Source organism: Vibrio sp. 1F169 (genome assembly GCF_041439605.1).
GTDB lineage: Bacteria > Pseudomonadota > Gammaproteobacteria > Enterobacterales > Vibrionaceae > Vibrio > Vibrio tasmaniensis_A.
Genome location: NZ_JBGOOI010000001.1, coordinates 13,732 through 37,968, shown reverse-complemented (window position 1 = coordinate 37,968; position 24,237 = coordinate 13,732). Strand labels below are relative to the sequence as shown.

Genomic DNA, 24,237 nt, shown 5'->3' with positions numbered 1-24,237 from the left:
CATGAAGACAGTATCAAAAGCCATCGGCCTATCATGTTTGGCGTTGTTGACAGCCTGCAAAGACAAAGGTGTCACTGAAGTCGAAAAGCTTCCTCTCGTTAAAGCCATTGAAATCTCCGTCTTAGACTTTAACGATAAACTCTATTTTCCAGCAGTTGCTAATGCTGCTGAGAAAGCGCACCTAAGTTTCCGTGTCGCTGGTGAGATTTTTAAACTTGATGTCAAAGAAGGTGAACAAGTTAAAAAGGGTGATGTTCTTGCCGAGTTAGATCCAACAGATTATCAGTTGGACGTTGATAACGCTCAAGCTCGATACACAGTGATTAACAGCCAATACAGACGTTCTAGCCCTTTGGTTAAAAAAGGCTTATTGGCTAAGTCTCAATTCGATGAGATTGCCGCTCAGCGTCAAATCGCTTATGCCGAGTTAGAATTGGCAAAACTGCGTTTGTCATTTACTAAGCTTCGCGCACCGGTTGATGGAATTATCTCTCGTGTCAGTGTTGACCAATACGAAAATATTCAGGTTGGCCAACAGATTGTGAATATTCACAGTGTTGAGGATGTTGAAGTTGTTATCCAATTGCCTGACCAAATCTATGTAAATCAACCAAATGAAGCGACTATCTCGAATATTGAGGCAGTAGTTAGAGTTCCAAGTGGGAATGAATACAGTGCGGGGATAAAAGAGTTTACGACTGAACCCGATCCAAACACAGGTACATTTACCGTCACGCTTGCTTTACCTATGCCAGAAGATGATTTGATTCTTGACGGTATGGCCGTTGAGGTCACGTCAAATGGGCGTGATATCGGGTTGAAATTAAAAGCCGGCGTACTTATTCCTATTGAGGCTGTGTTCAATGCCGATGGGGATGAGTTAACTCGTCAAAACTCTTACGTGTGGATTCTTAATGACGACAATACAGTATCTAAACAGCAAGTCGTATTAGGCAAAGCGAATCAGAAAACATTGCAGATAATCAAAGGATTAGAAATGGGGCAGCATGTCGTTGTTGCAGGCGTATCGCGATTGCGAGATGGGATGACAGTGGAAGTATTGTCTCAGGAGACGAACAATGAGTGAAGTCAATAACAAGCCCCAAAGTGACGATCAACAGGGTGATGACCAAATCACTGGAGTGGCGGCTTATTTTATACGAAATAAGGTCATTAGCTGGATGCTATCACTGATCTTTCTTATTGGTGGTGTGTCTGCATTCTTTGGTTTGGGCCGTTTAGAAGATCCTGCCTTTACCATCAAAGATGCCATGGTAGTGACCTCTTATCCGGGAGCGACGCCTCAGCAAGTGGAAGAGGAAGTGACTTACCCATTAGAGAAAGCGATTCAACAGCTTACCTATGTTGATGAAGTTAACTCTATCTCTAGTCGTGGCCTGTCTCAGGTTACGGTAACGATGAAGAATAATTACGGCCCTGATGATCTTCCACAAATTTGGGATGAACTTCGACGTAAAGTGAATGATTTGAAAGGTCAACTTCCACCCGGGGTAAATGACCCTCAAGTCATAGACGATTTTGGTGATGTTTACGGCATTTTGCTTGCCGTAACGGGAGACGGTTACAGTTACAAAGAGTTACTTGATTACATTGATTACCTAAGGCGAGAGCTAGAACTTGTTGATGGGGTCAGTAAAGTCTCGGTATCCGGCCAACAGCAAGAGCAAGTGTTCATTGAGATATCGATGAAACGGATCAGCTCTCTGGGTTTGTCTCCAAATACTGTATTTAACCTTTTATCCACTCAAAATATTGTTTCAAGTGCAGGTGCTGTAAGGATTGGTGACGAGTACATTCGAATCCATCCAACAGGAGAGTTCCAGAATGTTGAACAGCTCGGTGATTTGATTCTTACGGAAGGTGGCGCTCAAGGGCTTATCTATCTAAAAGATGTGGCGAATGTAACTCGTGGTTATGTTGAAGTGCCTACTAACATCATTGGCTATAACGGGAAGCTCGCACTTAACCTTGGTGTTTCTTTTGCACAAGGCGTGAACGTGGTCGCAGTGGGCGAAGCCTTTGACCGAAGGCTCGCCGAGCTGAAATACCAACAGCCCGTAGGTATTGACATATCTGAGGTTTATAACCAACCCAAAGAAGTCGATAAGTCAGTTAGTGGATTTGTAGTGAGTTTAGGACAAGCGGTTGCGATCGTAATCGTAGTGTTGCTGTTCTTCATGGGATTACGATCGGGTTTGTTGATTGGTTTGATACTGCTATTGACCGTTTTCGGTACCTTCATTTTCATGCAGTACTTCAAAATCGATCTTCAACGTATTTCATTGGGCGCGTTGGTTATCGCGCTGGGGATGCTGGTGGATAATGCCATTGTGGTGGTGGAAGGGATATTGATCGGCACGCAGAAGGGGCGAACCCGAATGCAGGCCGCTACAGATATTGTGACCCAAACCAAATGGCCACTGCTTGGTGCAACGGTTATTGCGGTCACCGCTTTTGCCCCAATCGGTTTGTCTGAAGACTCAACGGGCGAATATTGTGGCACCTTGTTCACGGTTCTACTTATCTCCTTGATGCTGAGTTGGTTTACGGCCATCTCACTCACGCCATTCTTTGCCGATATGTTCTTCAAAGGCCAGAAAGTCGATCCAGATAGTGAAGGTAAAGACCCATACAACGGGATGGTTTTTGTTATCTATAAAAACTTCCTTGAGTTCTGTATGAAGCGTGCGTGGCTCACGATGTTCGTTCTGATTATTGGTTTGGGTGCGAGTGTTTACGGCTTTGGTTTTGTAAAACAAGCCTTCTTCCCATCTTCGACTACGCCAATGTTCCAAGTGGATGTTTGGATGCCGGAAGGTACCGATATTCGTGCGACCAACACTAAGCTTAAAGTGCTTGAAGGTTGGTTAGCAGAGCAGGACGAAGTTGAACATATCACGACAACGGCGGGTAAAGGTCTGCAACGTTTCATGCTGACTTATGCGCCAGAGAAAAGTTATAGCGCATACGGTGAGATAACGGTTCGTGTGAAGAGTTATGAAGTACTTGAAGGTTTGATGTTGCGCTTTCGTGAGCATGTAAACGGCCAGTTCCCTGAAATTAATTACAAACTTAAACAGATCGAATTAGGTCCTGGTGGCGGTGCTAAAATTGAAGCGCGAATTGTGGGTTCTGATCCAACGGTTTTACGTTCAATCGCAGCTCAAGTTATGGACATCATGCGTGCTGACAATGGGTCGTTTAACGTTCGTCACGATTGGCGTGAAAGAACTAAGGTACTGGAACCTCAGTTCAACGAAAGCCAAGCGCGTCGTTATGGTATTACCAAATCTGACGTTGATGATTTCCTAGCGATGTCTTTCTCTGGTAAGTCGATTGGTGTGTATCGTGATGGTACTACGCTGATGCCTATTGTGGCTCGTTTACCTGAAGATGAGCGAATTGATATTCGCAACATCGAAGGTATGAAGATTTGGAGCCCGGCATTAAGTGAATACATCCCACTACAACAAGTAACACTAGGCTACGAATTGGAATGGGAAGATCCACTGATCATCCGTAAGAACCGTAAGCGTATGCTGACGGTAATGGCGGATCCTGACCTACTGGGTGAAGAGACAGCATCAACTTTACAGAAACGCTTACAGCCACAAATAGAAGCGATTGAGATGCCACCGGGTTATTCATTGGAATGGGGTGGTGAATACGAGTCGTCAGCTGACGCTCAAGCGTCACTGTTCACAACTATGCCGTTAGGCTACTTGTTCATGTTCTTAATCACGGTGTTCTTGTTTAATTCGGTGAAAGAGCCCCTGATTGTTTGGTTAACGGTACCACTCGCCTTGATAGGGGTAACGACAGGCTTGCTAGCCTTGAATACACCGTTCGGTTTTATGGCGCTTCTGGGCTTCTTGAGTTTGTCTGGAATGCTTCTGAAGAACGGTATCGTACTGCTTGATCAAATTGAGATTGAGATGAAGTCAGGTAAAGACCCATATATAGCGGTTGTTGATGCGGCATTGAGTCGTGTACGTCCTGTATGTATGGCGGCTATCACAACGATTCTCGGTATGATTCCATTGTTACCGGATATCTTCTTCAAGCCAATGGCGGTAACCATCATGTTTGGTTTGGGCTTCGCCACCGTACTGACGCTAATCGTGGTACCTGTGCTGTATCGTCTATTCCATAAAATTGAAGTCTCGTAAGACGAGTGAGTCTTTGAATTAATGCCCCTGTTTAGGGGCATTATCATTTCTGAGTGATTTAAAATAGGTAGCAATAACATGGAAACAAACACTGAAGGTAGAACGTGTGCATGGGCACTGAAGCACGAACTGGAAAGGGAGTACCACGACGCAGAGTGGGGCGTGCCTGTTTATGATGACCAAGTTCTGTTTGAGTTCATTACTTTAGAAGGCGCTCAGGCGGGCCTGAGTTGGATTACGATCCTTAAAAAGCGCGAAGGCTATCGTGCTGCCTTTGATAATTACGATCTAAACAAGTTAGCCGAATTGAGTGAAGACAATGTGCCACACGTCATAGAGAACTTTGATGTGGTTAAGCATAAAGGCAAGATTGCCTCTGTGTATAACAACGCTCGAGCAACGCTTGAACTGCAGAAAGAGTTTGGTTCTCTTTCAAACGCCTTATGGCAATTTGTCGATAACAAGGTGATCGAAAACGACTGGATTGAGATGACTCAAGTTCCAGCTTCTACCGAGCAATCCAAAGCGATGAGTAAGTTTTTGAAGAAGAGAGGCTTTAAGTTTGTTGGGGAAACAATCTGTTACGCGTTAATGCAAGCGACAGGTATGGTTAATGACCATTTAGAAGGTTGCCCACATAAATAAAGGTGTTATTTCTCGACGCGAAATAATTGTGTGTAAATTGAAAAATTCACTGGTCATTTATAAACTTTTCAATATTATATGCGACCAAATTCAAATGTAGACAACGATAGTGAATCAACAAAACTACCAAATATGTGATGCTAACTATGATCCCTTGCTTAGGCAGTTTATGCGTGAGGATGGCCACGTAGAAACTATCGCGCCGCTAGAAGGTAAAGTGTTCCTATTCTTGCTTGAAAATACAGGCGAATGCATTGAGCGAGGCCTGATCTTTGATAGATGTTGGGGGGATGTGATTGTCTCTGAGCAAGCGTTGACCAACGTGATATCTAAGCTTAGAAAAACACTGAACAGAGTGACTTGTGGTTGCGCCACGATTCGTACCGTCAGTAAAATGGGGTATTCTCTGGAGATAGAGGAATCATCTCAACCTCAAAATACAGAGCCTAAAGCGACAGTCCCTGAGGCGGATTTAGTATCAGAGTCTCCTCAAACGATAGGATTATCGCAAGCCGAACTTAACCCATCATCAATAACGACAAATCAAACACAAACCTCAGGCGAGTCACCTGAGAAAAAGCCGCAAGATGAGCAGGCTCATGTTATGCCTGCATCAGTAACACAAAGCGTTGAAGGCGACATGGAAATGCCATTGTCCACAGTTAGCCCGAGAGGTTCAGTCAACGCGGTACCACCTAGCTTTAAGCTTTTTGTTCATCGTCATTTAGCCTGCGTGGGCTACTTTTTAGCCTTTACCTGTGTGTTGATCTCTTTGTTTAATATATTTCAGGCTTACTATCAGCCATTGCCATACTTTGTTGATAAAAATGAGTATCACGACAGCTTCGTAGATGAAACTAATCACTACTTTTTCCATATTGTTCGCAATGAAGCCTACTCGTTGCCTGCGATCACTGAGAGACTGATACAAGTTATACCTAGCCACTGTAATGTTGATGTTTTTGTACGCATTTATCCATCTGTCAACCAACCTGAAAATGATGCTTTGTATATGCTGATTGAGAGAAAGGATGGCGAAGCTCTTAATTACTTGTCATCTATTTTTGAAGTTGAGTCATCTTTTGATTCGTTTGTGAATTACATGGCTCAAAGGAGTTACTTTTGCGAATAATTGGTTTGCTATTGGTATTAGCACTCACAGCTGCAAGTTTCATGATTGATAGAAACATATTAGCGGGCACTCGTTGGCACTGTAAAACCATCAAAACGGGCTTTATGACGCAGGCATTTCAACCTTATCAATCGTTGTATGAACGTATGACTTTTACCTTCCAATCAGACAATACGTTTATGATTGCAGAGGCGGTGAAGGTTGAAGAGAAGAATGGTCAGGTGAGTAAATTGGAGCACCACTCCTCAGGTCGTTATTCGTTAGAAGATGGCGAGTTGTCTATCTCTATCATTGATTATTCGCCGACAACTGAAACTGATGATCCTGTTATTAATCGAGAGTATAGCTCGTATAAGGGGCTGAATATTGATTACTCAGTTGTTGTCACCGATGACTCACTCTATTTATTTAATAAAAATCGTTTCGAAATTTTTAATTGGGTATGTTTTAAGGTTCAGAAGTAGTCATATAACTTCTACACCAAGAGCTTACCGAACTAAAAAAGGCAGGTTGTCCCTGCCTTTTTGTGGAAACTTGTTTATTGTTTTACTTAAACCAGAGCGTTGTAACGATCTAGTCCAGCTTCTAGATCCGCAATCAGGTCATCGACGTCTTCTAAGCCGATATGAACGCGTATCAAGGTTCCTTCGAAGTTAGGGTTCGCTACCGTTCTCAAGCTATTAAAGCTGCTCGGTTCGTTCGCTAGAATCAAACTTTCAAATCCACCCCATGAGTAACCCATACTAAAGTGCGTCATACCATCAAGCAGAGCAGTCGTTGCTTTTGTGTTTGAGTTCTTCAGTACGAAAGAGAACAAACCATTACCGCCAGTGAAGTCTCGTTTGAAGAATTCATGACCAGGACAAGACTCAAGGGCAGGGTGACGAACATGGTCAACCTCAGGGCGTGTTTCTAACCACTTTGCTACTTTAAGGCTGTTTTCAGCATGTTGGCGAAGTCGAACGTCAAGAGTGCGAATACCGCGAAGACCAAGATAAGCGTCATCTGGAGATACGCACTGTCCCATCAAGTAACTCTGCTCTCTCAGTTGATCCCAACATTTTTCGTTGGCTACCGCAGTTCCTAGCATCACATCAGAGTGACCAACAATGTATTTAGTCGCCGCTTGAATTGAGATGTCGACGCCAAAATCGAACGGTGAGAAGTTAACACCAGCCGCCCACGTGTTATCGAGCATTACAATGATGTCATGTTCATGAGCAATACGTGCGAGTGTTGGGATGTCTTGAACTTCCATGGTGACTGAACCCGGAGATTCAGTAAATAGAACCTTAGTATTTGGCTTAATAAGGTCTTGGATACCTTCACCGATCGTTGGCTCGTAGTAAGTGGTCTCTACACCCATCTTTTTCATTATGGTGTCACAGAAATCACGAGTGGGTTCATAACAGGTATCGACCATCAGAATATGGTCACCTGTTTCAACAAAAGAGAGGATGGCATTAGAGATGGCTGCCGTACCACAGGGGTAAAGTGCGCAACCTGCACCACCTTCAACTTCAACCATTGCATCTTGAAATGCGAAATGAGTCGTGGTGCCACGGCGTCCGTAGAAAAGTGTCTTGTTAGCGCGGTTAATGGTCGCTTTGCGTTTCTCTTCTACTGTGTTGAACACGACAGTTGAAGCGCGTTGTACTGGTGGGTTAACGACACCATTAGTCCACTTCTTATCACGACCTGCAGTGATCAGTTTAGTGGTTTTGTTCTCGGACATGCTGTGAATTCCTTATCAATCGGTTATGTCCTATTTAAAACATGCCAATAGCCTTCAAAGCAAGAGCAGAGCGGGAGTTTTTGCGCTTTTCTTTCGCTTTTTAACCTTTCACGTCGTTTATCGTGAAAGGTCAAAAGTCTGATAAGCAGAGAGATATGAGTCGCAGTGGCTCCATTGATTGGATTACAGTAGTGGATTGAACAAATAGAACAATCGTTCGAAGAAGCGGTTGCGTAAATTTCTCTGCTCCCATTGCTCCAATTCCACTGGATGAGATGATTCAATATAGGATTGCTGCAAATCAAACAGTTGCTTGGTGAAGTGCACATCATCAACGGCTAGCGTTACTTCGAAGTTAAGCCATAGGCTGCGCATGTCGATATTGACCGTTCCGATTAAGCAAAACTCTTCATCAATCACTACCGATTTGGTGTGAAGAAGCCCGCCGTAAAACTCATATATCTTCACTCCGGCTTCAAGCAGTTCGGTATAGAAGGCGCGAGAAGCCCATTTAACCATTAATGAATCGTTGTTATGTGGAATGATTAATTCGACGCTGACACCACGTTGTGCCGTCATTTTGAGTGTTTCTAATAAGTCGGCACTCGGTACAAAATAGGGTGTTGTAATACGAACTGAATGGTTTCCTTGATTAATCGCAATAGTAAGAACTTGCAGAATCAAATACTCCGGCATGCCCGGCCCAGATGGCACTACTTGAACTGGATGATGCGTCATTATTTCTTCAACCGGGCACTCTGGTAAATCAGGAAGAATGCGTTCACCGGTTTCCACTTCCCAATCCCAACCATGAATTGCTGACAACACGTTAACGGTTGGCCCAGTGACGCGAACCATGACATCAATCCATTGGCCGACACCTGAGCTCTGTTTGAAATGAGCTGGATCTACCATATTCATTGACCCGGTATAGGCGATGGACTCATCAATCACGATGATCTTCCGGTGCTGCCTTAGATCTAAACGGCGTAAGAAAATACGCCAAGGACTAACCTCTAATGCTTGGACAACGTGAACGCCAGCGTCTTTCATCATTGAACGCCAGTGACTTTTGAAAAAACGCGGGCTACCTGCAGAATCGAGTAAAACTTTAACATCGACACCACGTTTTGCTGCTCGAATAAGTGCGGAAGCAACGGAGTCAGTTAAGCCACCGGGGTGCCAAATATAGAAAACCATTTTGATACTCGTCTGGGCGTTTTCTATATCTTCGATAATTGCGTGTAGGATTTCATTAGGAGAAGCTTGCAGTGAAAGTGTGTTTCCGCTGAGAGCTGGAATGCCCATCCGATTGTTACAAAGCTCATCAATTTTGTGGATAGGAGAGCCGACTTTACCTGGAAGGTGGACTTGGCAATCATTTAATTGGCGGAACCAATCACCAAAAGGCGTAAACATGCGATGTGCCCGCTCAGCCCTCTTTCTACCGAGATTTAGCTCTCCGAAAAGGAAGTAACAAGCGACGCCAACAATAGGGATAATGTAGATAACCATCAACCATGCGAGAGAAACGCTGACAGAGCGTCGTTTTAGTACGACACGAAAAGTCACACCGGCGACAAGGACCCAGTATAAAGCGACAGAAGCTAAAGTTAAAAAATGGTAGAGCTTTTCCACATTGAATACTCGAAAAAAGAGACACTTAGATAGTAATGCTATTTTACGGATATGGGAATTTAAGGAATCAACTATTTACAAAATAGAGCAAAAGCTGTAAACAGGTTAAAGTTGTTAAGTTTTAGTTAACTTAAGACGAATGCAATTGTTTTGTATGAAAAACCGGCATTTAACCATAAAGATTTACATTGATAACGAAATATATACGGTTCGGGCTTCCAATTGTATTCTTAAACTGGTTTACTTGCTAGATAACGAGCGTCAATCAAATCTTTTAATGGTGTAAATTATTGTATACACCTTATCTTTTAATGACGCCACACAAAGCAAAATACAACATCACATAACACAAAAGTTTGGAGTAAACGTGGCTACTAGTAATACAACCACTACACCCCGCGATACCTGGGGTTCGAAATTAGGATTCGTAATGGCTGCAGCAGGTTCTGCTGTTGGCTTAGGTAACATCTGGAAATTCCCATACACAGCAGGTGAAAGTGGCGGCGGTGCATTCGTTGCAATTTATCTGTTTTTTGTAATCTTCATCGGTTTTAGTGTGATGCTGACTGAATTTGCGATTGGCCGTCATACGCAAAAATCAGCAGTAGGTGCATTTAAATCAACTGACCGTCGCTGGACGTTCGCTGGTGTTATTGGCGTAGTCAGTGGTTTACTTATCATGGGTTTCTACCCTGTAGTAGGTGGCTGGTCTATCGCATACATCGGTAAAATTGCTGGTGGTCTACTAGACGCACCTGAAGCAATTGGCGACAGCTTCGGTGGCTTTATCTCAAACCCAGTTCAGCCACTAATGTGGATGGGCCTATACCTACTACTTAACGTTGTCATCGTTATGAAGGGTATTTCTGGCGGTATTGAGAAAGCGGGTAAGATTCTGATGCCACTTCTTTTCATCATCCTTATCGTGGTATCAATCAAAGGCCTAATGCTTCCGGGCGCGATGGCTGGTCTTGAATTCCTATTCAGCCCTGACTTCTCTAAAGTAGACAGCGGTGTAATCCTAGCCGCACTAGGTCAAGCATTCTTCTCACTATCTCTTGGTATGGGTTGTATGTTGACTTACGGTTCTTACCTTAAGAAGAAAGAGAACCTAGTTCAAACTACAGCTATGGTTACGGCGATGGATACAGGCGTTGCTATCCTAGCTGGTGTTGCAATGTTCCCTGCAATGTTCGCATTCGGTATGGAACCTGCAGCAGGTCCTGGTCTAGTATTCGTTGTTGTTCCTCAGCTATTCGCTGAAATGGGCGGCGTAGTTGGTCTTCTATTTGCTCTTATGTTCTTCGTTGGTCTAAGTGTTGCGGCACTGACTTCTTCAGTATCTCTACTTGAAGTTGTTGTTTCGTACCTAATCGATGAGAAAGGCATGAAGCGTGTAACAGCTGTACTGTCTGCAAGTGTCGTAATGGCGATTCTATGTATCTTCGCTTCTCTATCACTTGGCGGTTTCGGTCCAACACTGTTTGGTACTGGTGCATTTGATATCTTCGACTTACTAACGGATAAAATCTTCCTAGCAGTTGGCGGTATGTTGGTATGTATCTTCGCTGGTTGGAGGCTAAATCGTGCTGACCTAGAGAAAGAAATCACTAACGACGGTGAAGTTTCTTTCCCTCTATTTGGTCTATGGTACACACTCGTTAAGTACATCATCCCAGTAGCTATCGCTATCGTAGCGTTTATGGGTATATCTTCTGGCTTCGACAGCGGTAAAGGTGCAATCATGCTACTAGGTATTGGTATCATTGCCGGCTCTGCGCTTATTTCTAAGAAGCTATAATTCTTAGAAACTCTAATCGCAAACTAAAGTTAATTGATAAGCGGGAGCCATTGGCTCCCGTTTTTTATGCGACGTACTTATTGTTTTTCGAGAAATAAAAACATCGTCCCCTAAAGTTATCCGTGTGGTGGCCGATATATCTTTCGGTTAGGCTATATCGGCCTGTATTTATTTTAGGTAGGTGTTCTGTGAAATTGTCAGTGAGAAAAAAACTATATTTGGGTTTTGGATCTATATTGGCGGTGCTTGTCACGTTAGTAGGGATTGTATCGATAGAAGTGATTGGGGCTCACGAGAGCTCTGATGAAATTAGACTGGATGATGTTCCAGGAACTGTTACCTACCTTATATTGATCGATGAAGCTGGTGATGTTTACCGTGATGCTTTGGGCGCGGTTGTTCAGGGCGGTAATGCGCTCAATGATTATCGAGCTAATAAGACTCAATTTTCTCAAGCAATTGAAGAAGCAAAGCGTTTAGAGAGTAAAGGCTCAGAGGACCATCGTCGTGTTCAGCGAATTGAAGAGCTAATGGGGCGCTTTACTCAAGAGTTTGAATCGAAGCTCGTACCTATGCTTAATGATGAAACTGCATTGTTATCAAATATCCAGCAGCTTCGCTCTTTGTATGAGAGTAATCTTATCCCGATTGAAAATTTGCTTGATCAAGCATCTGAAAGTGAGATTGCTGATACAGAGCGAGCTCTGCTAACACTAACGGATTCGTTTATTACAATCGAACGCACGATTATGGTGTTGACTGCGGTTGCGATTGTGTTTGGCTGTGTAATTGCGTTTGTATTGTCTAGCTCTATTACTAATCGCTTAACTCGTGTTGAACAAGTTGCACGCCGCGTAGCAAATGGTGACCTGACGGCTGGAGATATTGTTGATGATTCTGGTGATGAATTGGCTGACCTTGCTCAATCGATCAACCAGATGCAAAAGTCATTGGTCGATCTCCTCGGTTCTATCTCATCAGTGACTACCCAAGTTCAATCCGTTACTGGTGAGCTATCATCAATCAGCCACGACATCGTATCTGGCGCCTCTGCTCAAGCAGATAAAGCGACATTGATTGCGACTGCGGCAGAAGAACTAAGCTTAACCATTTCTGAAGTAGCGCAACAAGGTACTTCTACTTATGAAGAAGCGCGCCGCTCAGAAACGTCTGCAGAAGACGGTCGTAAAGTGATCGTGGAGATGGTTGCGAGCATCCAACAAGTGTCTACTCAAATGAGCGACATGTCGTTACAAATGAACACGCTGGGTTCACATGGCGAGCAGATTGGCAGTGTTATCAAGGTAATCGAAGATATCGCAGAACAAACCAACCTCTTGGCTCTGAACGCGGCTATTGAAGCTGCGCGTGCTGGTGAGTTCGGTCGTGGTTTTGCCGTGGTAGCTGATGAAGTACGAGCGCTAGCGGAGAGAACGACTAAAGCAACACAAGAAGTGTCTGGTATCATCCAATCTATTCAATCAGGTACTCAAGAAGCGGTGACTTACACTCAAGACAACTGTCGTTTAGTTGAAATTGGTGTAGAGCAAAGTACAGGGGCGGTATCGGCTCTAGAAGCAATTGTTAGCGGTGCGGGCAACGTACAAAGCATGGTTAACTCAATTGCGACTGCGGCAGAAGAACAGACAGCGGTGACAAAAGAAATCGCAGCGGATATTACGGCAATCAGTGATATCTCTGAACAGTCATTACAGTTAGCGACTCGCAGCTCTGAGAACACATCAGGTTTGAATGCTAAAGTTGCCGAACTTGAAGGCTTAGTAGGTAAGTTCAAACTTGCTTAGAGCTTAGAGCTTAGAGCTTAGAGCTTAGAGCTGGATCATAAGTCTAGAACATAAGCTTAGAGCGAATTGATTAAAGACTTCCCAGTGAAAGTTGCCTATTGAAACATAAGCCCAACGATTCAATGTTTATTGAACTCGTTGGGCTTTTTCGTAGCTGGAATCTGGATTCAGACACGGTATACTCCACGTTCTACAATGGAGCTAGCCTTTACATGTTCGACATTCTTCTGAATCACTCTGATTTTTTACTTATAAACAAACATCCAGGCGTCAGCGTCCATAAAGACGATGGTGATACGATGTTATTGCAAGAAGTTGCTAAGGCAATCAATGAGCCGAAGCTATATTTAGTCCATCGTCTCGATAAAATGACGTCAGGAATTCTACTGCTGGCAAAAAATGCCCCGGCAGCGAGTGAGCTTTCACAGTTGTTTGCAAAGCGTGAAGTAGAGAAGTACTACCTTGCGATAGGCTCCAAGAAGCCGAAGAAAAAGCAGGGGCTGATCTCAGGAGATATGGAGCGTTCACGACGCTCAAGCTGGAAGCTGCTGACAACCAAAGAAAACCCAGCGATTACCCAATTTTTATCTGCAACGGCTGAACCCGGTGAGCGTCTACTTTTATGTAAACCCTATACGGGGCGAGCTCATCAGATCCGTGTCGCGATGAAGTCCATTGGCTCGGCTATTGTGGGTGATCCTATTTACAATCCATCGAAGGAGGCTGACAGAGGCTATCTGCATGCCTTCGCGATTCGATTTACCTATCAATCACAAGCCTACGAATATGTCTGCGATCCAAGAAACCTCGACTCTTTGGGTGAGAAATGGCATCAAGAGATCGTGTCTAATGGTTTAGACAGTTGGCTTGAACCTTGGTCATTAACGTGGCCAAAGCTAAACACTAAGTGAGTGAAATAATGGAAGCATCAGCTTTACCTCTGTTTTTTAGTCATATTGAACAGCAATTGAATGAAGTGCCGAATGAACTACGTCGTATTTTTCACGGGCGTGGCAAGTTTTGGCCCGGCCTAGATCAACTCACTTGTGATTGGGTTGATGGACAGTTATTGGTTAACGTGTTTAAAGAAGTGGACCAAGCGTTCTTATCATCTCTAAAGACTGGATTGGTCGACCTCACTAACAAAGATATCTGGCAAGTAAAACAGGGCACAAGCATTGTGCTGCAACACCGTTATGCTGATGGCGCGCCCTCTGAAGTGTTGTGGGGTCAATTGAACGACTCACCAGTCGTGGTTGAACATGGGCTTAAGTACCAACTAGACATTGGCCGCAATCAGAACTTCGGTCTGTTCCTAGACATGCGTAATGGCCGTCAGTGGGTACAAGATAATGCTAAGGATAAGAACGTTCTTAACCTGTTCGCATACACTTGTGGTTTCTCTGTGGCGGCGATTGCGGGTGGCGCTCGACAATGTATGAACGTAGACATGTCTCGCGGATCACTGAACAAAGGCCGTGATAACCACCGCTTGAATGAGCATGATATGCGCTCGGTGAACTTCCTTGGCTACGATATCTTTAAGTCGTGGGGAAAAATCAAGAAGGGTGGCCCATATGAGCTGGTTATTATCGATCCGCCTTCGTTCCAAAAAGGCAGCTTTGCACTTACTAAAGACTACAAAAAGATCTTACGTCGTTTGCCTGAGCTTCTAACCGAAGGTGGTGAAGTGATTGCTTGTGTTAACTCACCAGCAGTGTCACCAAACTTCTTGATTGAGACGATGGTAGAAGAAGCGCCAAGTGTTGAGTTTATCGAGCGTCTAGATAACCCACCTGAGTTTGTCGATGTTGACCCCGATTCAAGTTTGAAAGTCCTGAGATTTAAAATTAACGTTTCTTAAGACGCTTAATTTAGAGTTAACAAATATCAACGTTTGAAAGTAAAAAAGCCACTCAATGAGTGGCTTTTTGGTCTTTAGGTTTCTAAGAAGTTTAAGCTTGTTGTTTCTCTAGCTCAGCTTCTTTCACTTCGTCTTTGATTAGAGAATCAACGATTACTGCACATGCTGCATCACCTGTGATGTTAAGAGCAGTACGAATCATGTCGAAGATACGGTCTAGAGCGAATAATAGAGGTAGACCTTCGATAGGGATACCAGCTGCTAGAAGAACCGCAACCACTAGGAAAGAAGGACCTGGAACACCAGCTTGACCAACTGCGCCTAGCGTAGAGGTTACGATGATAGCAACGTAAGCACCCATAGACAGGTCGATATTGAACAGCTGTGCAAAGAATATAGCAACTAGGCCGTAGTAAATTGCATTACCAGACATGTTGATCGTCGCGCCAAGAGGCAGGACGAATGAAGCCGTAGAGTTACGAACACCAAGTTCTTTCTCTACCGTTTCCATTGTTACTGGCAGTGTCGCCATTGAAGAGGCTGTTGATAGTGCAACCGCTTGAGGTTTCTTCATTGCCACTAGGAACTTCTTAGCTGAAGTCTTAGTGAAGATTTGAATCATCAGTGGGTAAGCCACAAACCCGAAGATAAGAATCGCAGCAATGTAGACAATGAACAGCTTGAACACGACCATAAGTGCGCCAAAACCGAATGTACCGACTGCTTCTGCCATTAGGCCAAATACACCAAGTGGTGCAATGATCATAACCTTGTTGATCATCCAAACCATAGCGTCAACAATCGCGTTTACGCCATTGATGATTGGGTCGCGTTTTTCTTTCGCTTGTTTAGAAATCGCAATACCGAAGAATAAGCAGAAAACGAGAATTTGCAGAATGTTGGCTTCGTTCAGTGATTGGAAAACGTTGGTAGGGATCATGCCCGTGATGGTTGCCCAGAACGTTGGAAGTTCGCCTTTCGCAGCGTATTCAGAAGAGAACATACCTTCAACGCCAGAAACATCGATACCACGACCCGGTTCGAATACTTCACCCATTACAAGCGCTAGTGCTACAGCAAGTGCAGACGTGAGTGCAAAGTAACCCAGTGTAACCACACCAACTTTACCTGCCGATGAGCTATTACCTAGACCTGCAGCACCTGAAATTAGGGCAACTGCGACTAGAGGAATAACCAGCATCTTGATTAAATTGATGAAGATTGCGCCCAGTGGAGCGAACATTGTTGCGCTGTCACCCATCATTGCACCGACAGCGGTACCGATGATCATTGCAATAACGACTTGAACGCCGATGTTGCTTAGTAAACTCTTTTCTTTTAACACTTCCATAACCTCTGTGCTACTAAATATAAAAATCCCAGAATTACTCACCAATGAACGATGTGCCATTGGATAAATATTTCGCGAAGAGTTTTACACGTATCCTTTACATTTATCAATATGAGCAGAGGTGAAAGTCTCTTAAAAACAGCAGGTGAATCGCTATTAGATGTTTTTTCACACCAAAGCAAACGTTTGCTTTGGTTTTTCGTTGTTCGGTTATTTGTAAGATTTATAAAAGTGTTTTTATTGATCGCTTTGTGAATGGATTGTGCTTCGAGTCGCTTGCTTACTTTTGTTAACATTTAATCCATATCTTTGCGTTTTTTCTATACAGATTAATCTGGCTGAAAATGATAAAGCTTGTTGTGGGAAATTTAGCCTGAACTATGCTTAAGGTATCTATTTATTACCAAGATGTTACCTCTGCGCTTTAAATAAAACGTCTATCTAGCATCTCAGTTGTAAGGAGAGGGGCTATGACTTTTATATTAAAGTACTTGTTTGCGTTTCTTCTGTTGTTCAGCTCTGTGTTCGCTCAGGCCGATGATGTCTGGGTGATTGAGGTGAACGGAGGGATAGGTCCGGCGACCAGTGATTACCTCACTAGAGAAATAGAACAAGCTCACGATGAGCAAGCAAAACTCATCATTTTGAAAATGAATACGCCTGGCGGGTTAGATTCGTCGATGCGTGACATTATTCGATCCATCACCACCTCACCGATTCCAGTCGTTACTTGGGTTGGGCCTGCGGGTTCGCGAGCAGCGAGCGCCGGAACCTATATTTTACTTGCCAGCCACGTTGCTTCCATGGCGCCCGGAACTAATCTAGGTGCAGCAACACCTGTGTCGCTCGGTGGGGGTAAAGCACCGACTAATCCGCTATCTCCTCAAGACGATGCTAATAAAGATGACAACACGTCAGCGAGTGAGCAAGACGAAACAAAACAAGAGAACCCAGACCAAGTAAAAGCAACCACTGCGATGGAGAAGAAAGTCATCAATGATGCTGCGGCTTACATTGTCAGTTTGGCTAAGCTACACAACCGTAATGAAGAATGGGCAGAAAAAGCGGTGCGAGAGGCAGCAAGTTTGGATTCTGAGAATGCACTGACTCTTAACGTGATTGATTTTATTGCCAGCGACCTTCAGCAATTGGTTGAACTGAGTAACGGGCGCACCGTCACCATCAACGGTGTCAGTCAGGAAGTTCAGCTCAATGAGGTGGTTTTTATCGAGCGGGAACAAGACTGGCGCTTTAGTTTGCTGTCAGTGATCACGAACCCGAACGTTGCATATATTTTGATGCTGATTGGTATCTACGGTTTGTTACTCGAATTCTATAACCCCGGCGTCGGGCTACCGGGTGTTTTGGGCGGTATCTGTCTGTTATTAGCGATGTACTCCTTACAAATGCTGCCTGTGAGTTACGCGGGCCTTGCTTTAATCCTATTGGGAATTGCTTTGATGGTCGCAGAGGCCTTTAGCCCCAGTTTTGGCATCTTCGGTTTGGGCGGCGTCGCTGCGTTTACGCTCGGCTCGATCATGTTGATGGATACCGAAGTGCCGGGTTATCAAATCGCATTGCCGTTAATTATCGGGATCAGTTTGTTCTCTGTTGCCTTTATCGTCGTAACAATATCAATGCTAGTCCGAGTGAGAAACAAACCAGTGACTACGGGGATGGAAGCGGTAGTCGGTGACACGGGCAAAGTGGTAAGCGGCTTCCCCGGTGCGGGGCATGTGCTAGTCGAAGGTGAGATCTGGCAAGCCAAATGTGCGAGTGAATTGCAAGTGGGGCAGATCATCAGAGTGACCAAGCTGACGGGGCTATCTTTGGATGTTGAGGCGCTGCCCGATGATACATCATCGAAATCTAGCTAGCGCGGACTGTTAGAACAAACGTTATTGAATTATTAATTGCTTAGCCATCGTTACCATTAGGGGGCGGTTATGTTTATACACACTATAGGTATTGTCATTGTGCTCGTTATCTTGTTGATAGCCAGCATGTTCAGAGTGCTGCGCGAATATGAACGTGCAGTGGTGTTTTTCCTTGGGCGCTTTTACGGTGTTAAAGGGCCGGGGTTAATTATCATCATTCCTTTCATCCAACAAATTGTGCGAGTGGATCTACGAACTATCGTGTTGGACGTGCCGACGCAAGATTTGATCACACGCGATAACGTGTCAGTGAAGGTGAATGCCGTGGTCTATTTTCGAGTGCTGGATCCGAAGATGGCGATCAATAACGTAGAGAACTACCTCGAAGCGACCAGTCAACTGTCACAAACAACGTTGCGTTCAGTATTAGGACAGCATGAGTTGGATGAATTGCTGTCTGAGCGAGAAGAGCTCAATAGAGACTTGCAAGCGATACTGGATCAACACACCGATAACTGGGGGATTAAGATTGCCAATGTCGAGATCAAGCATGTGGATCTTGATGACAGTATGGTGCGAGCCCTTGCTAAGCAAGCCGAGGCGGAACGTTCACGTCGAGCTAAGGTGATCCATGCAACAGGGAATTAGAAGCATCAACCAAGCTGAAAGAGGCTGCAGAGGTTCTTAATCAAGCGCCCAACGCCATTCAATTGCGATATATGCAAACACTAACAGAAGTAGCTAATGAGCGAACTTCCACAATCATATTCCCAATGCCCATCGATCTGGTCGAGAAGATAACCGACCCGATCAAAGCGACGCTCAATGAGGCAGCGATTAAGAAAGCGATGAAAGCCGATGAGTGATTGGCTCAAATGAAGAGCAATAAAAAAGGCTCCACAGTTGTGGAGCCTTTTAGTATTTGAATCGCTGGTTCTATTTAATGACCATTGATTACGAGCGTCGATTATTTCTGCGTAGCCGCTTTCATTGGCGTAACAAACTCCGCAAGGGCTTTAAGCATTGCTTCTGGTTGTTCAACGTTGTTTTCAATGATTTTAACTACGGCTGAGCCTGAGATCGCACCGGCAGCGCCAGCTACAATCGCTTCTTTCACTTGTTCAGGAGCCGAGATACCGAAACCAAGCAGTGCTGGTGGCGCATCGAACTTGTTCAAGCGATCAAGCAGTGCCGTTACTGGCATGTTTGCTTTTGTTTCTGCACCCGTTACGCCTGAGCGAGAAAGTAGGTAGGTGTAGCCGCCACCTAGCTCAGATACTGATTGAAGCGTTTCATCGCTTGCTGTTGGTGGAGCAATAAAGATTGGGTGAACACCAAACTTCTTAGCTACAGCAACAAACTCGCCACTCTCGTTAGTTGGTACATCAGCAATCAATACTGAATCGATACCTGCTTTTGCGCAGCGTTCGTAAAAATTTTCTATACCACGTGCGTAAACCAAGTTTGCGTACATCAGTAGGCCGATTGGTAACTCTGGGTATTTAGCACGAATTTGACCGATAAGATCGAAGCACACATCTGGCGTTACTTTTGAATCTAACGCGCGAATGTTTGCGCCTTGGATTGTTGGGCCATCTGCAAGCGGATCTGAGAATGGGATACCAAGCTCAAGTGCGTCAGCACCCGCTTCAACTAGCGTTTCCATGATCTTAAGAGACTGCTCAGGGTTAGGATCGCCAACCGTTACGAATGGTACAAATGCGCCCTGATTCTTTTCAGCTAAGCGAGTGAAGAGTGATTGATAGCGATCCATTATAATGCTCCTTTCTCTTTAAGAATGTCGTGTACGGAGAAAATGTCTTTGTCACCACGACCAGATAAGTTAACCACTAATAGCTGTTCTTTCTCTGGGTCGTCGTGAGCCATTTTGACAGCGTGAGCCACAGCATGAGATGACTCGAGTGCTGCGATAATACCTTCTTTGCGTGCAATCAATTGGAACGCTTCTAGCGCTTCATCGTCGGTTACGTTGTCGTATTCAGCACGGCCAATAGCATTTAGGTGCGCGTGTTGAGGACCAACTGATGGGAAGTCTAGACCAGCAGAAACAGAATAAGACTCTTCTACTTGGCCGTTCTCATCTTGCATCAGTGGTGCTTTCATACCGAAGAAGATACCGGTTTTACCGTGCTTAAGCGGCGCGCCGTGTTGGTCGGTATCAATACCTTTACCAGCAGGCTCTACACCGATCAGGCGTACAGACTCTTCTTCAATGAAGTCAGCGAACATACCGATAGCGTTTGAACCACCTCCGACACAAGCGATCACGGCATCTGGAAGGCGACCTTCACGAGCCAAGATTTGGTGCTTCGTTTCTTCACCAATCATGCGTTGGAAATCACGAACAATCGTTGGGAATGGGTGAGGGCCAGCCGCAGTACCCAATAGGTAGTGTGCGTCTTCATAAGTTGCAGACCAGTCACGTAGCGCTTCGTTACATGCATCTTTTAGCGTTGAAGAGCCAGAATGAACAGGGATAACCTCTGCGCCCATAAGTTTCATACGGAACACGTTCGGGCTTTGACGTTCAACGTCTTTTGCGCCCATGTAAACACGACACTTAAGGCCCAATAGAGCACAAGCTAGAGCCGTTGCAACACCATGTTGGCCTGCGCCAGTTTCAGCGATGATTTCCTGTTTACCCATACGTTTTGCTAGCAATGCTTGGCCAAGAACTTGGTTTGTCTTGTGAGCACCACCGTGAAGTAGATCTTCACGCTTTAGGTACAGTTTGGTTTTTGTACCTTTAGTCAGGTTACGCGTTAGCGTTAGTGCCGTTGGACGACCTGCGTACTCTTGCAGAAGCGTCATGAATTCACTGCGGAACTCAGGATCTGCTTGTGCATCGATAAATGCTTGTTCCAGTTGGTCTAGTGCTGGCACTAGGATCTGCGGTACGTATTGACCACCGTATTCACCAAAGTAGGCATCGAGTTTAGCCATTGTGTTATTCCTTCAATTCTATCGATGTGTATTCACACCAAGTCATTTAATCTTGCTTGAGCTTCGCAAAAGGCAAAGCTCACAAATATGTTTTTAGTTTCTGCTTTCTAATTTCTAGCGCCGAGCTTGGACTAGTAATTACGAATCGCTGCAAAAGCGCGTTGCAGTTTGTCTGCGTCTTTTTTACCTGGAGCTGATTCAACGCCTGAGTTTAGGTCTAGCCCTAAGCAGCCTAGTTTCGCTGCTTGGTTAGCATTGTCTGGGTTTAGGCCACCCGCCAACATGATTGCGCTTTGGTTGTTGATTAGGCTCCAATCGAACGCTTGACCTGTACCACCCGTTTGAGAACCTACTTTAGTATCTAGCAGGTGACGAGTCACGTTGCTTTTCAGTAATTCTGGTAGCGCGCTTTTAGCACAGTTTTCACCACCAGAAGCCACACCGTAAGCTTTCCAAATTTCAACGCTTTCAGGTATTGATTGTTTTAACTCATCGACAAATGCTTGAGACTCATCACCGTGCAGTTGCACAGCGAATAGGCCTAGCTCAGATACCGTTTTCGTAACGTCTGCTACGCTGTGGTTTTGGAATACACCCACGTAGTTCAAAGGTGCGCCGCTCATGGTTAAACGAGCTGCTTCGATATCAACATGACGCTTAGATGCTTCAACGAAAATCAGACCACCGAATACCGCACCAGCTTGATAAGCCTTTGCTGCATCATCAGAGTGAGTTAAACCACACACCTTGTTTTCACCGAGTGTTACTTTACGCACTGCGAGTTCAAGGTTTTTCTCTGCCATTAAAGAGCTGCCGATTAGGAAGCCGTCTGCAAACGTTGAAAGGTCACGAACTTGTTGATGTGTGTAGATGCCAGACTCTGAAATCACGACTGCGTTTGGAGCCAGTTCGCGAATCAGCGGCGCCAACTCTTTGGTTCGGTTCAAATCCGTCGAAAGGTCACGCAGGTTACGGTTATTAATACCGATCACTTTTGCTTTTAAAGCGACTGCGCGGTGAAGCTCTTCTTCGTTACTGACTTCGGTGAGTACACCCATATTTAGCGAGTGAGCAACTTCAGCCAGCGCTTGGTACTCTTCGTCATCTAATACCGATAGCATCAACAAGATAGCATCAGCTGAGTAATGTCGAGCTAAGTACACTTGGTAGGTATCAACCATGAAGTCTTTACACAGGATAGGCTGCTTAGCAATGCTGCGAACTTTAGGTAAAAACTCAAAGTCACCTTGGAAGTACTTCTCGTCTGTCAGCACAGAAATCGCGTTTGCGTGGTTGTTGTAAACCGACGCAATGTAGTCGAGGTCAAACTCGTCACGGATTAGACCTTTTGACGGAGAGGCCTTTTTACATTCAGTGATGAAAACGGTTTGCTCGCCGCTCAATGCATCATAAAAGCTGCGGTCTGTTGCGGTTAACGCTGCTTTAAACTCGTCCAATGGTTGAGTTTGCTTACGCGCTTCAACCCATTGGTATTTGTCACGAACGATTTTTGCTAATACTTCCGCCATTTCAGCTTCTTTGACTGAAACGTGGGTCGACAGTTTATCGGTAGTCTGTGTCATGTTCTTTGTCTCGTCGTTCGTTAGGCGTGTGCAGAAAGCTTTTGTACAAGCTCGTACGCTTTGCCAGAGTTCATCGCGTCAATCGCTTGCTGTGTGTTGGCTTTTAGATCTTCGTGACCAAATAGACGCATCAGCAGAGCAACGTTGACTGCCACAGCGCCAACTTGAGCATCTGTGCCTTTACCCGTCAGGATATCGGTTGTGATGGCTTTGTTCTCTTCTGGCTCGCCGCCCTTGATTGCTTCAAGAGGGTGAGTGTTCAGGCCAAAGTCAGCCGGTGTCACTGTGTATTCGTGAATCTTGCCATCTTTAATTTCAGCAACGATTGTCTCGCCATGAATAGCCACTTCATCAAGGCCACTACCATGCACAACGGCAGCACGCTTCATACCCATTTGCAGCATGGTTTCCGCGATAGGGCGGACGAGCTCTTTGCTGTAAACACCCATTAACTCGATATTAGGGCGAGCAGGGTTAATCAGTGGACCAAGGATGTTGAAGATAGTGCGCGTTTTCATCGTCTGACGAACAGGCATCGCGTGACGTACACCGACGTGATATTGCGGAGCAAATAGGAATGCTACGCCAAGCTCGTCGACTGCAGTACGAGTGTCTTCTGCTGTCATCGCTAGGTTAATGCCGAACGAGTCTAGTAGGTCAGAAGAGCCTGATTTGCTCGATACGCTGCGGTTGCCGTGCTTAGCTATTTTTAAACCACACGCTGCTGCTACAAATGCAGAAGTTGTAGAAATGTTGATGGTGTCATGACCGTCACCACCGGTACCTACGATGTCTGCAAAATCGTAATCAGGACGTGGGAACGGGTTTGCATTGGCAAGCAGTGCTTTCGCCGCGCCAGCAATTTCATCTGGCGTTTCGCCTTTGATTTTCAGTGCAGTAAGCGCAGAAGCCATCAAGATTGGGTCTAGTTCGCCCTTGATGATCACATCAAACAGTTGTTGGCTTTCTTCTTGAGTAAGAGACTGTTGTTCGTAAAGTTTATTAATCTGTTCCATGATCGTTTCCTAGTTAGTCTTTTTATCAAGAGTAGAGCTTTTCTCTAGATGAAGAGGTTTCTCAAGAGCCCATTCGATAGCGTTCGCTAGAAGCGTTGCACCGTAGGTCGTCATAATCGATTCAGGGTGGAATTGGAATCCACAAACCTTGTCTTGTTCTTGAACCACAGACATCACCAAATCATCGACTTCAGCGGTCACCGTTAAGCTATCGGATACATGCGTTGCCACTAAAGAGTGGTAGCGAGCGATAGCCAGCGGCGAAGGTAAGCCTTGGTAAGTCGCATGGTTTTGGTGTTCCATCATCGACACCTTACCATGAATGATTTCGCCAGCGCCTGCAACGGTGCCGCCGTAGGCTTCAACAATCGCTTGGTGGCCTAAGCAAATACCAATCATTGGCACTTTGCCTTTTAGCAGCTGAATTAGCTCAGGCATGCAGCCCGCATCCGCTGGAGCGCCAGGGCCTGGTGAAAGCAGTGCAACAGGGTTGTCTAGTTCGTTGATCGCCGCTTCAACTACTTTTGCAGGAATGTTGTTACGGTAAATCTTTACGCTGTGACCTAATGAACGAAACTGGTCTACAAGGTTGTATGTGAATGAGTCGAAGTTATCGATGAATACAATATCAGCCAT

General features: G+C 45.0%; 18 protein-coding genes and 1 pseudogene. 11 read left to right on the top strand and 8 right to left on the bottom strand.

What is annotated here, in order from left to right:
* Position 1: 1 nt before the first annotated feature.
* From ACED53_RS00160 to ACED53_RS00140, 5 genes are all read left to right on the top strand, one after another.
* On the top strand, positions 2–1,087 hold the full coding sequence (locus ACED53_RS00160; protein ID WP_009848772.1) for an efflux RND transporter periplasmic adaptor subunit: 1,086 nt from the start codon (positions 2–4) through the stop codon (positions 1,085–1,087).
* Entirely contained in the window at positions 1,080–4,190 is a 3,111-nt protein-coding gene (locus ACED53_RS00155; RefSeq protein ID WP_009848771.1) for an efflux RND transporter permease subunit, read from the top strand. Before ACED53_RS00160 ends, ACED53_RS00155 begins: the two co-directional genes overlap by 8 nt.
* 78 nt (positions 4,191–4,268) lie before the next feature.
* A complete protein-coding gene (locus ACED53_RS00150) occupies positions 4,269–4,835 on the top strand; it encodes a DNA-3-methyladenine glycosylase I (protein ID WP_017100083.1) in 567 nt (188 codons plus the stop codon).
* Between the two features lie 109 nt (positions 4,836–4,944).
* Positions 4,945–5,967, top strand: a complete 1,023-nt coding sequence (locus tag ACED53_RS00145) for a winged helix-turn-helix domain-containing protein (RefSeq protein ID WP_017100082.1) — start codon at positions 4,945–4,947, stop codon at positions 5,965–5,967.
* Positions 5,958–6,431, top strand: a complete 474-nt coding sequence (locus ACED53_RS00140; protein ID WP_102579822.1) for a hypothetical protein — start codon at positions 5,958–5,960, stop codon at positions 6,429–6,431. Before ACED53_RS00145 ends, ACED53_RS00140 begins: the two co-directional genes overlap by 10 nt.
* Before the next feature lie 86 nt (positions 6,432–6,517).
* On the opposite strand, the gene ACED53_RS00135 is transcribed toward ACED53_RS00140, so the two are convergent.
* Positions 6,518–7,702, bottom strand: a complete 1,185-nt coding sequence (locus ACED53_RS00135; protein WP_017100080.1) for a cystathionine beta-lyase — start codon at positions 7,700–7,702, stop codon at positions 6,518–6,520.
* Between the two features lie 183 nt (positions 7,703–7,885).
* On the bottom strand, positions 7,886–9,340 hold the full coding sequence (gene cls / locus ACED53_RS00130) for a cardiolipin synthase (protein ID WP_017100079.1): 1,455 nt from the start codon (positions 9,338–9,340) through the stop codon (positions 7,886–7,888).
* Between the two features lie 367 nt (positions 9,341–9,707).
* Between cls and ACED53_RS00125 the strand changes: the two genes are divergently transcribed.
* The 4 genes from ACED53_RS00125 to ACED53_RS00110 all read left to right on the top strand — a co-directional run bounded on the left by ACED53_RS00125 (position 9,708) and on the right by ACED53_RS00110 (position 14,810).
* Entirely contained in the window at positions 9,708–11,141 is a 1,434-nt protein-coding gene (locus tag ACED53_RS00125; protein ID WP_012604350.1) for a sodium-dependent transporter, read from the top strand.
* A 188-nt stretch (positions 11,142–11,329) separates the two neighbouring features.
* Positions 11,330–12,946, top strand: coding sequence for a methyl-accepting chemotaxis protein (locus tag ACED53_RS00120; RefSeq protein WP_009848765.1), 1,617 nt, complete (start codon positions 11,330–11,332; stop codon positions 12,944–12,946).
* Between the two features lie 212 nt (positions 12,947–13,158).
* Positions 13,159–13,857 carry a TIGR01621 family pseudouridine synthase gene (locus ACED53_RS00115; protein WP_102579823.1) on the top strand — a complete coding sequence of 233 codons (699 nt, stop codon included), beginning with the start codon at positions 13,159–13,161 and terminating at the stop codon, positions 13,855–13,857.
* Between the two features lie 8 nt (positions 13,858–13,865).
* Positions 13,866–14,810, top strand: a complete 945-nt coding sequence (locus ACED53_RS00110; RefSeq protein ID WP_032499055.1) for a class I SAM-dependent methyltransferase — start codon at positions 13,866–13,868, stop codon at positions 14,808–14,810.
* 91 nt (positions 14,811–14,901) lie between these two features.
* Here the strand turns inward: ACED53_RS00110 and ACED53_RS00105 are convergent, their stop codons facing one another.
* A complete protein-coding gene (locus ACED53_RS00105; protein WP_017102083.1) occupies positions 14,902–16,221 on the bottom strand; it encodes a cation:dicarboxylate symporter family transporter in 1,320 nt (439 codons plus the stop codon).
* Between the two features lie 410 nt (positions 16,222–16,631).
* On the opposite strand from ACED53_RS00105, the gene ACED53_RS00100 reads away from it, so the two are divergent.
* A complete protein-coding gene (locus tag ACED53_RS00100; RefSeq protein ID WP_017102082.1) occupies positions 16,632–18,038 on the top strand; it encodes a nodulation protein NfeD in 1,407 nt (468 codons plus the stop codon).
* A gap of 69 nt (positions 18,039–18,107) precedes the next feature.
* A pseudogene (locus ACED53_RS00095) lies at positions 18,108–18,904 on the top strand (slipin family protein).
* 101 nt (positions 18,905–19,005) lie between these two features.
* Here the strand turns inward: ACED53_RS00095 and trpA are convergent.
* The 5 genes from trpA to ACED53_RS00070 all read right to left on the bottom strand — a co-directional run bounded on the left by trpA (position 19,006) and on the right by ACED53_RS00070 (position 24,237).
* Entirely contained in the window at positions 19,006–19,812 is an 807-nt protein-coding gene (trpA, locus tag ACED53_RS00090; protein ID WP_017102081.1) for a tryptophan synthase subunit alpha, read from the bottom strand.
* Complete coding sequence (gene trpB / locus ACED53_RS00085; protein WP_004729801.1) at positions 19,812–21,002, bottom strand: tryptophan synthase subunit beta; 1,191 nt, start codon at positions 21,000–21,002, stop codon at positions 19,812–19,814. The genes trpA and trpB overlap by 1 nt, the downstream gene beginning before the upstream one ends.
* A 131-nt stretch (positions 21,003–21,133) precedes the next feature.
* A complete protein-coding gene (trpCF, locus tag ACED53_RS00080) occupies positions 21,134–22,585 on the bottom strand; it encodes a bifunctional indole-3-glycerol-phosphate synthase TrpC/phosphoribosylanthranilate isomerase TrpF (protein WP_017102080.1) in 1,452 nt (483 codons plus the stop codon).
* A 20-nt stretch (positions 22,586–22,605) separates the two neighbouring features.
* On the bottom strand, positions 22,606–23,601 hold the full coding sequence (gene trpD / locus ACED53_RS00075; protein ID WP_017102079.1) for an anthranilate phosphoribosyltransferase: 996 nt from the start codon (positions 23,599–23,601) through the stop codon (positions 22,606–22,608).
* Positions 23,602–23,610: 9 nt separating this feature from the next.
* Entirely contained in the window at positions 23,611–24,237 is a 627-nt protein-coding gene (locus ACED53_RS00070; protein ID WP_004729794.1) for an aminodeoxychorismate/anthranilate synthase component II, read from the bottom strand.

Bases quoted from the DNA above. Each gene is read 5' to 3' on its own strand.
- ACED53_RS00155 (WP_009848771.1), top strand. From the start codon at position 1,080: ATGAGTGAAGTCAATAACAAGCCCCAAAGTGACGATCAACAGGGTGAT.
- trpD (WP_017102079.1), bottom strand. From the start codon at position 23,601: ATGGAACAGATTAATAAACTTTACGAACAACAGTCTCTTACTCAAGAA.
- ACED53_RS00135 (WP_017100080.1), bottom strand. From the start codon at position 7,702: ATGTCCGAGAACAAAACCACTAAACTGATCACTGCAGGTCGTGATAAG.
- trpCF (WP_017102080.1), bottom strand. From the start codon at position 22,585: ATGACACAGACTACCGATAAACTGTCGACCCACGTTTCAGTCAAAGAA.
- ACED53_RS00105 (WP_017102083.1), bottom strand. From the start codon at position 16,221: ATGGCACATCGTTCATTGGTGAGTAATTCTGGGATTTTTATATTTAGT.
- ACED53_RS00100 (WP_017102082.1), top strand. From the start codon at position 16,632: ATGACTTTTATATTAAAGTACTTGTTTGCGTTTCTTCTGTTGTTCAGC.
- ACED53_RS00070 (WP_004729794.1), bottom strand. From the start codon at position 24,237: ATGGCTGATATTGTATTCATCGATAACTTCGACTCATTCACATACAAC.
- trpB (WP_004729801.1), bottom strand. From the start codon at position 21,002: ATGGCTAAACTCGATGCCTACTTTGGTGAATACGGTGGTCAATACGTA.
- ACED53_RS00115 (WP_102579823.1), top strand. From the start codon at position 13,159: ATGTTCGACATTCTTCTGAATCACTCTGATTTTTTACTTATAAACAAA.
- trpA (WP_017102081.1), bottom strand. From the start codon at position 19,812: ATGGATCGCTATCAATCACTCTTCACTCGCTTAGCTGAAAAGAATCAG.
- ACED53_RS00150 (WP_017100083.1), top strand. From the start codon at position 4,269: ATGGAAACAAACACTGAAGGTAGAACGTGTGCATGGGCACTGAAGCAC.
- ACED53_RS00160 (WP_009848772.1), top strand. From the start codon at position 2: ATGAAGACAGTATCAAAAGCCATCGGCCTATCATGTTTGGCGTTGTTG.
- ACED53_RS00110 (WP_032499055.1), top strand. From the start codon at position 13,866: ATGGAAGCATCAGCTTTACCTCTGTTTTTTAGTCATATTGAACAGCAA.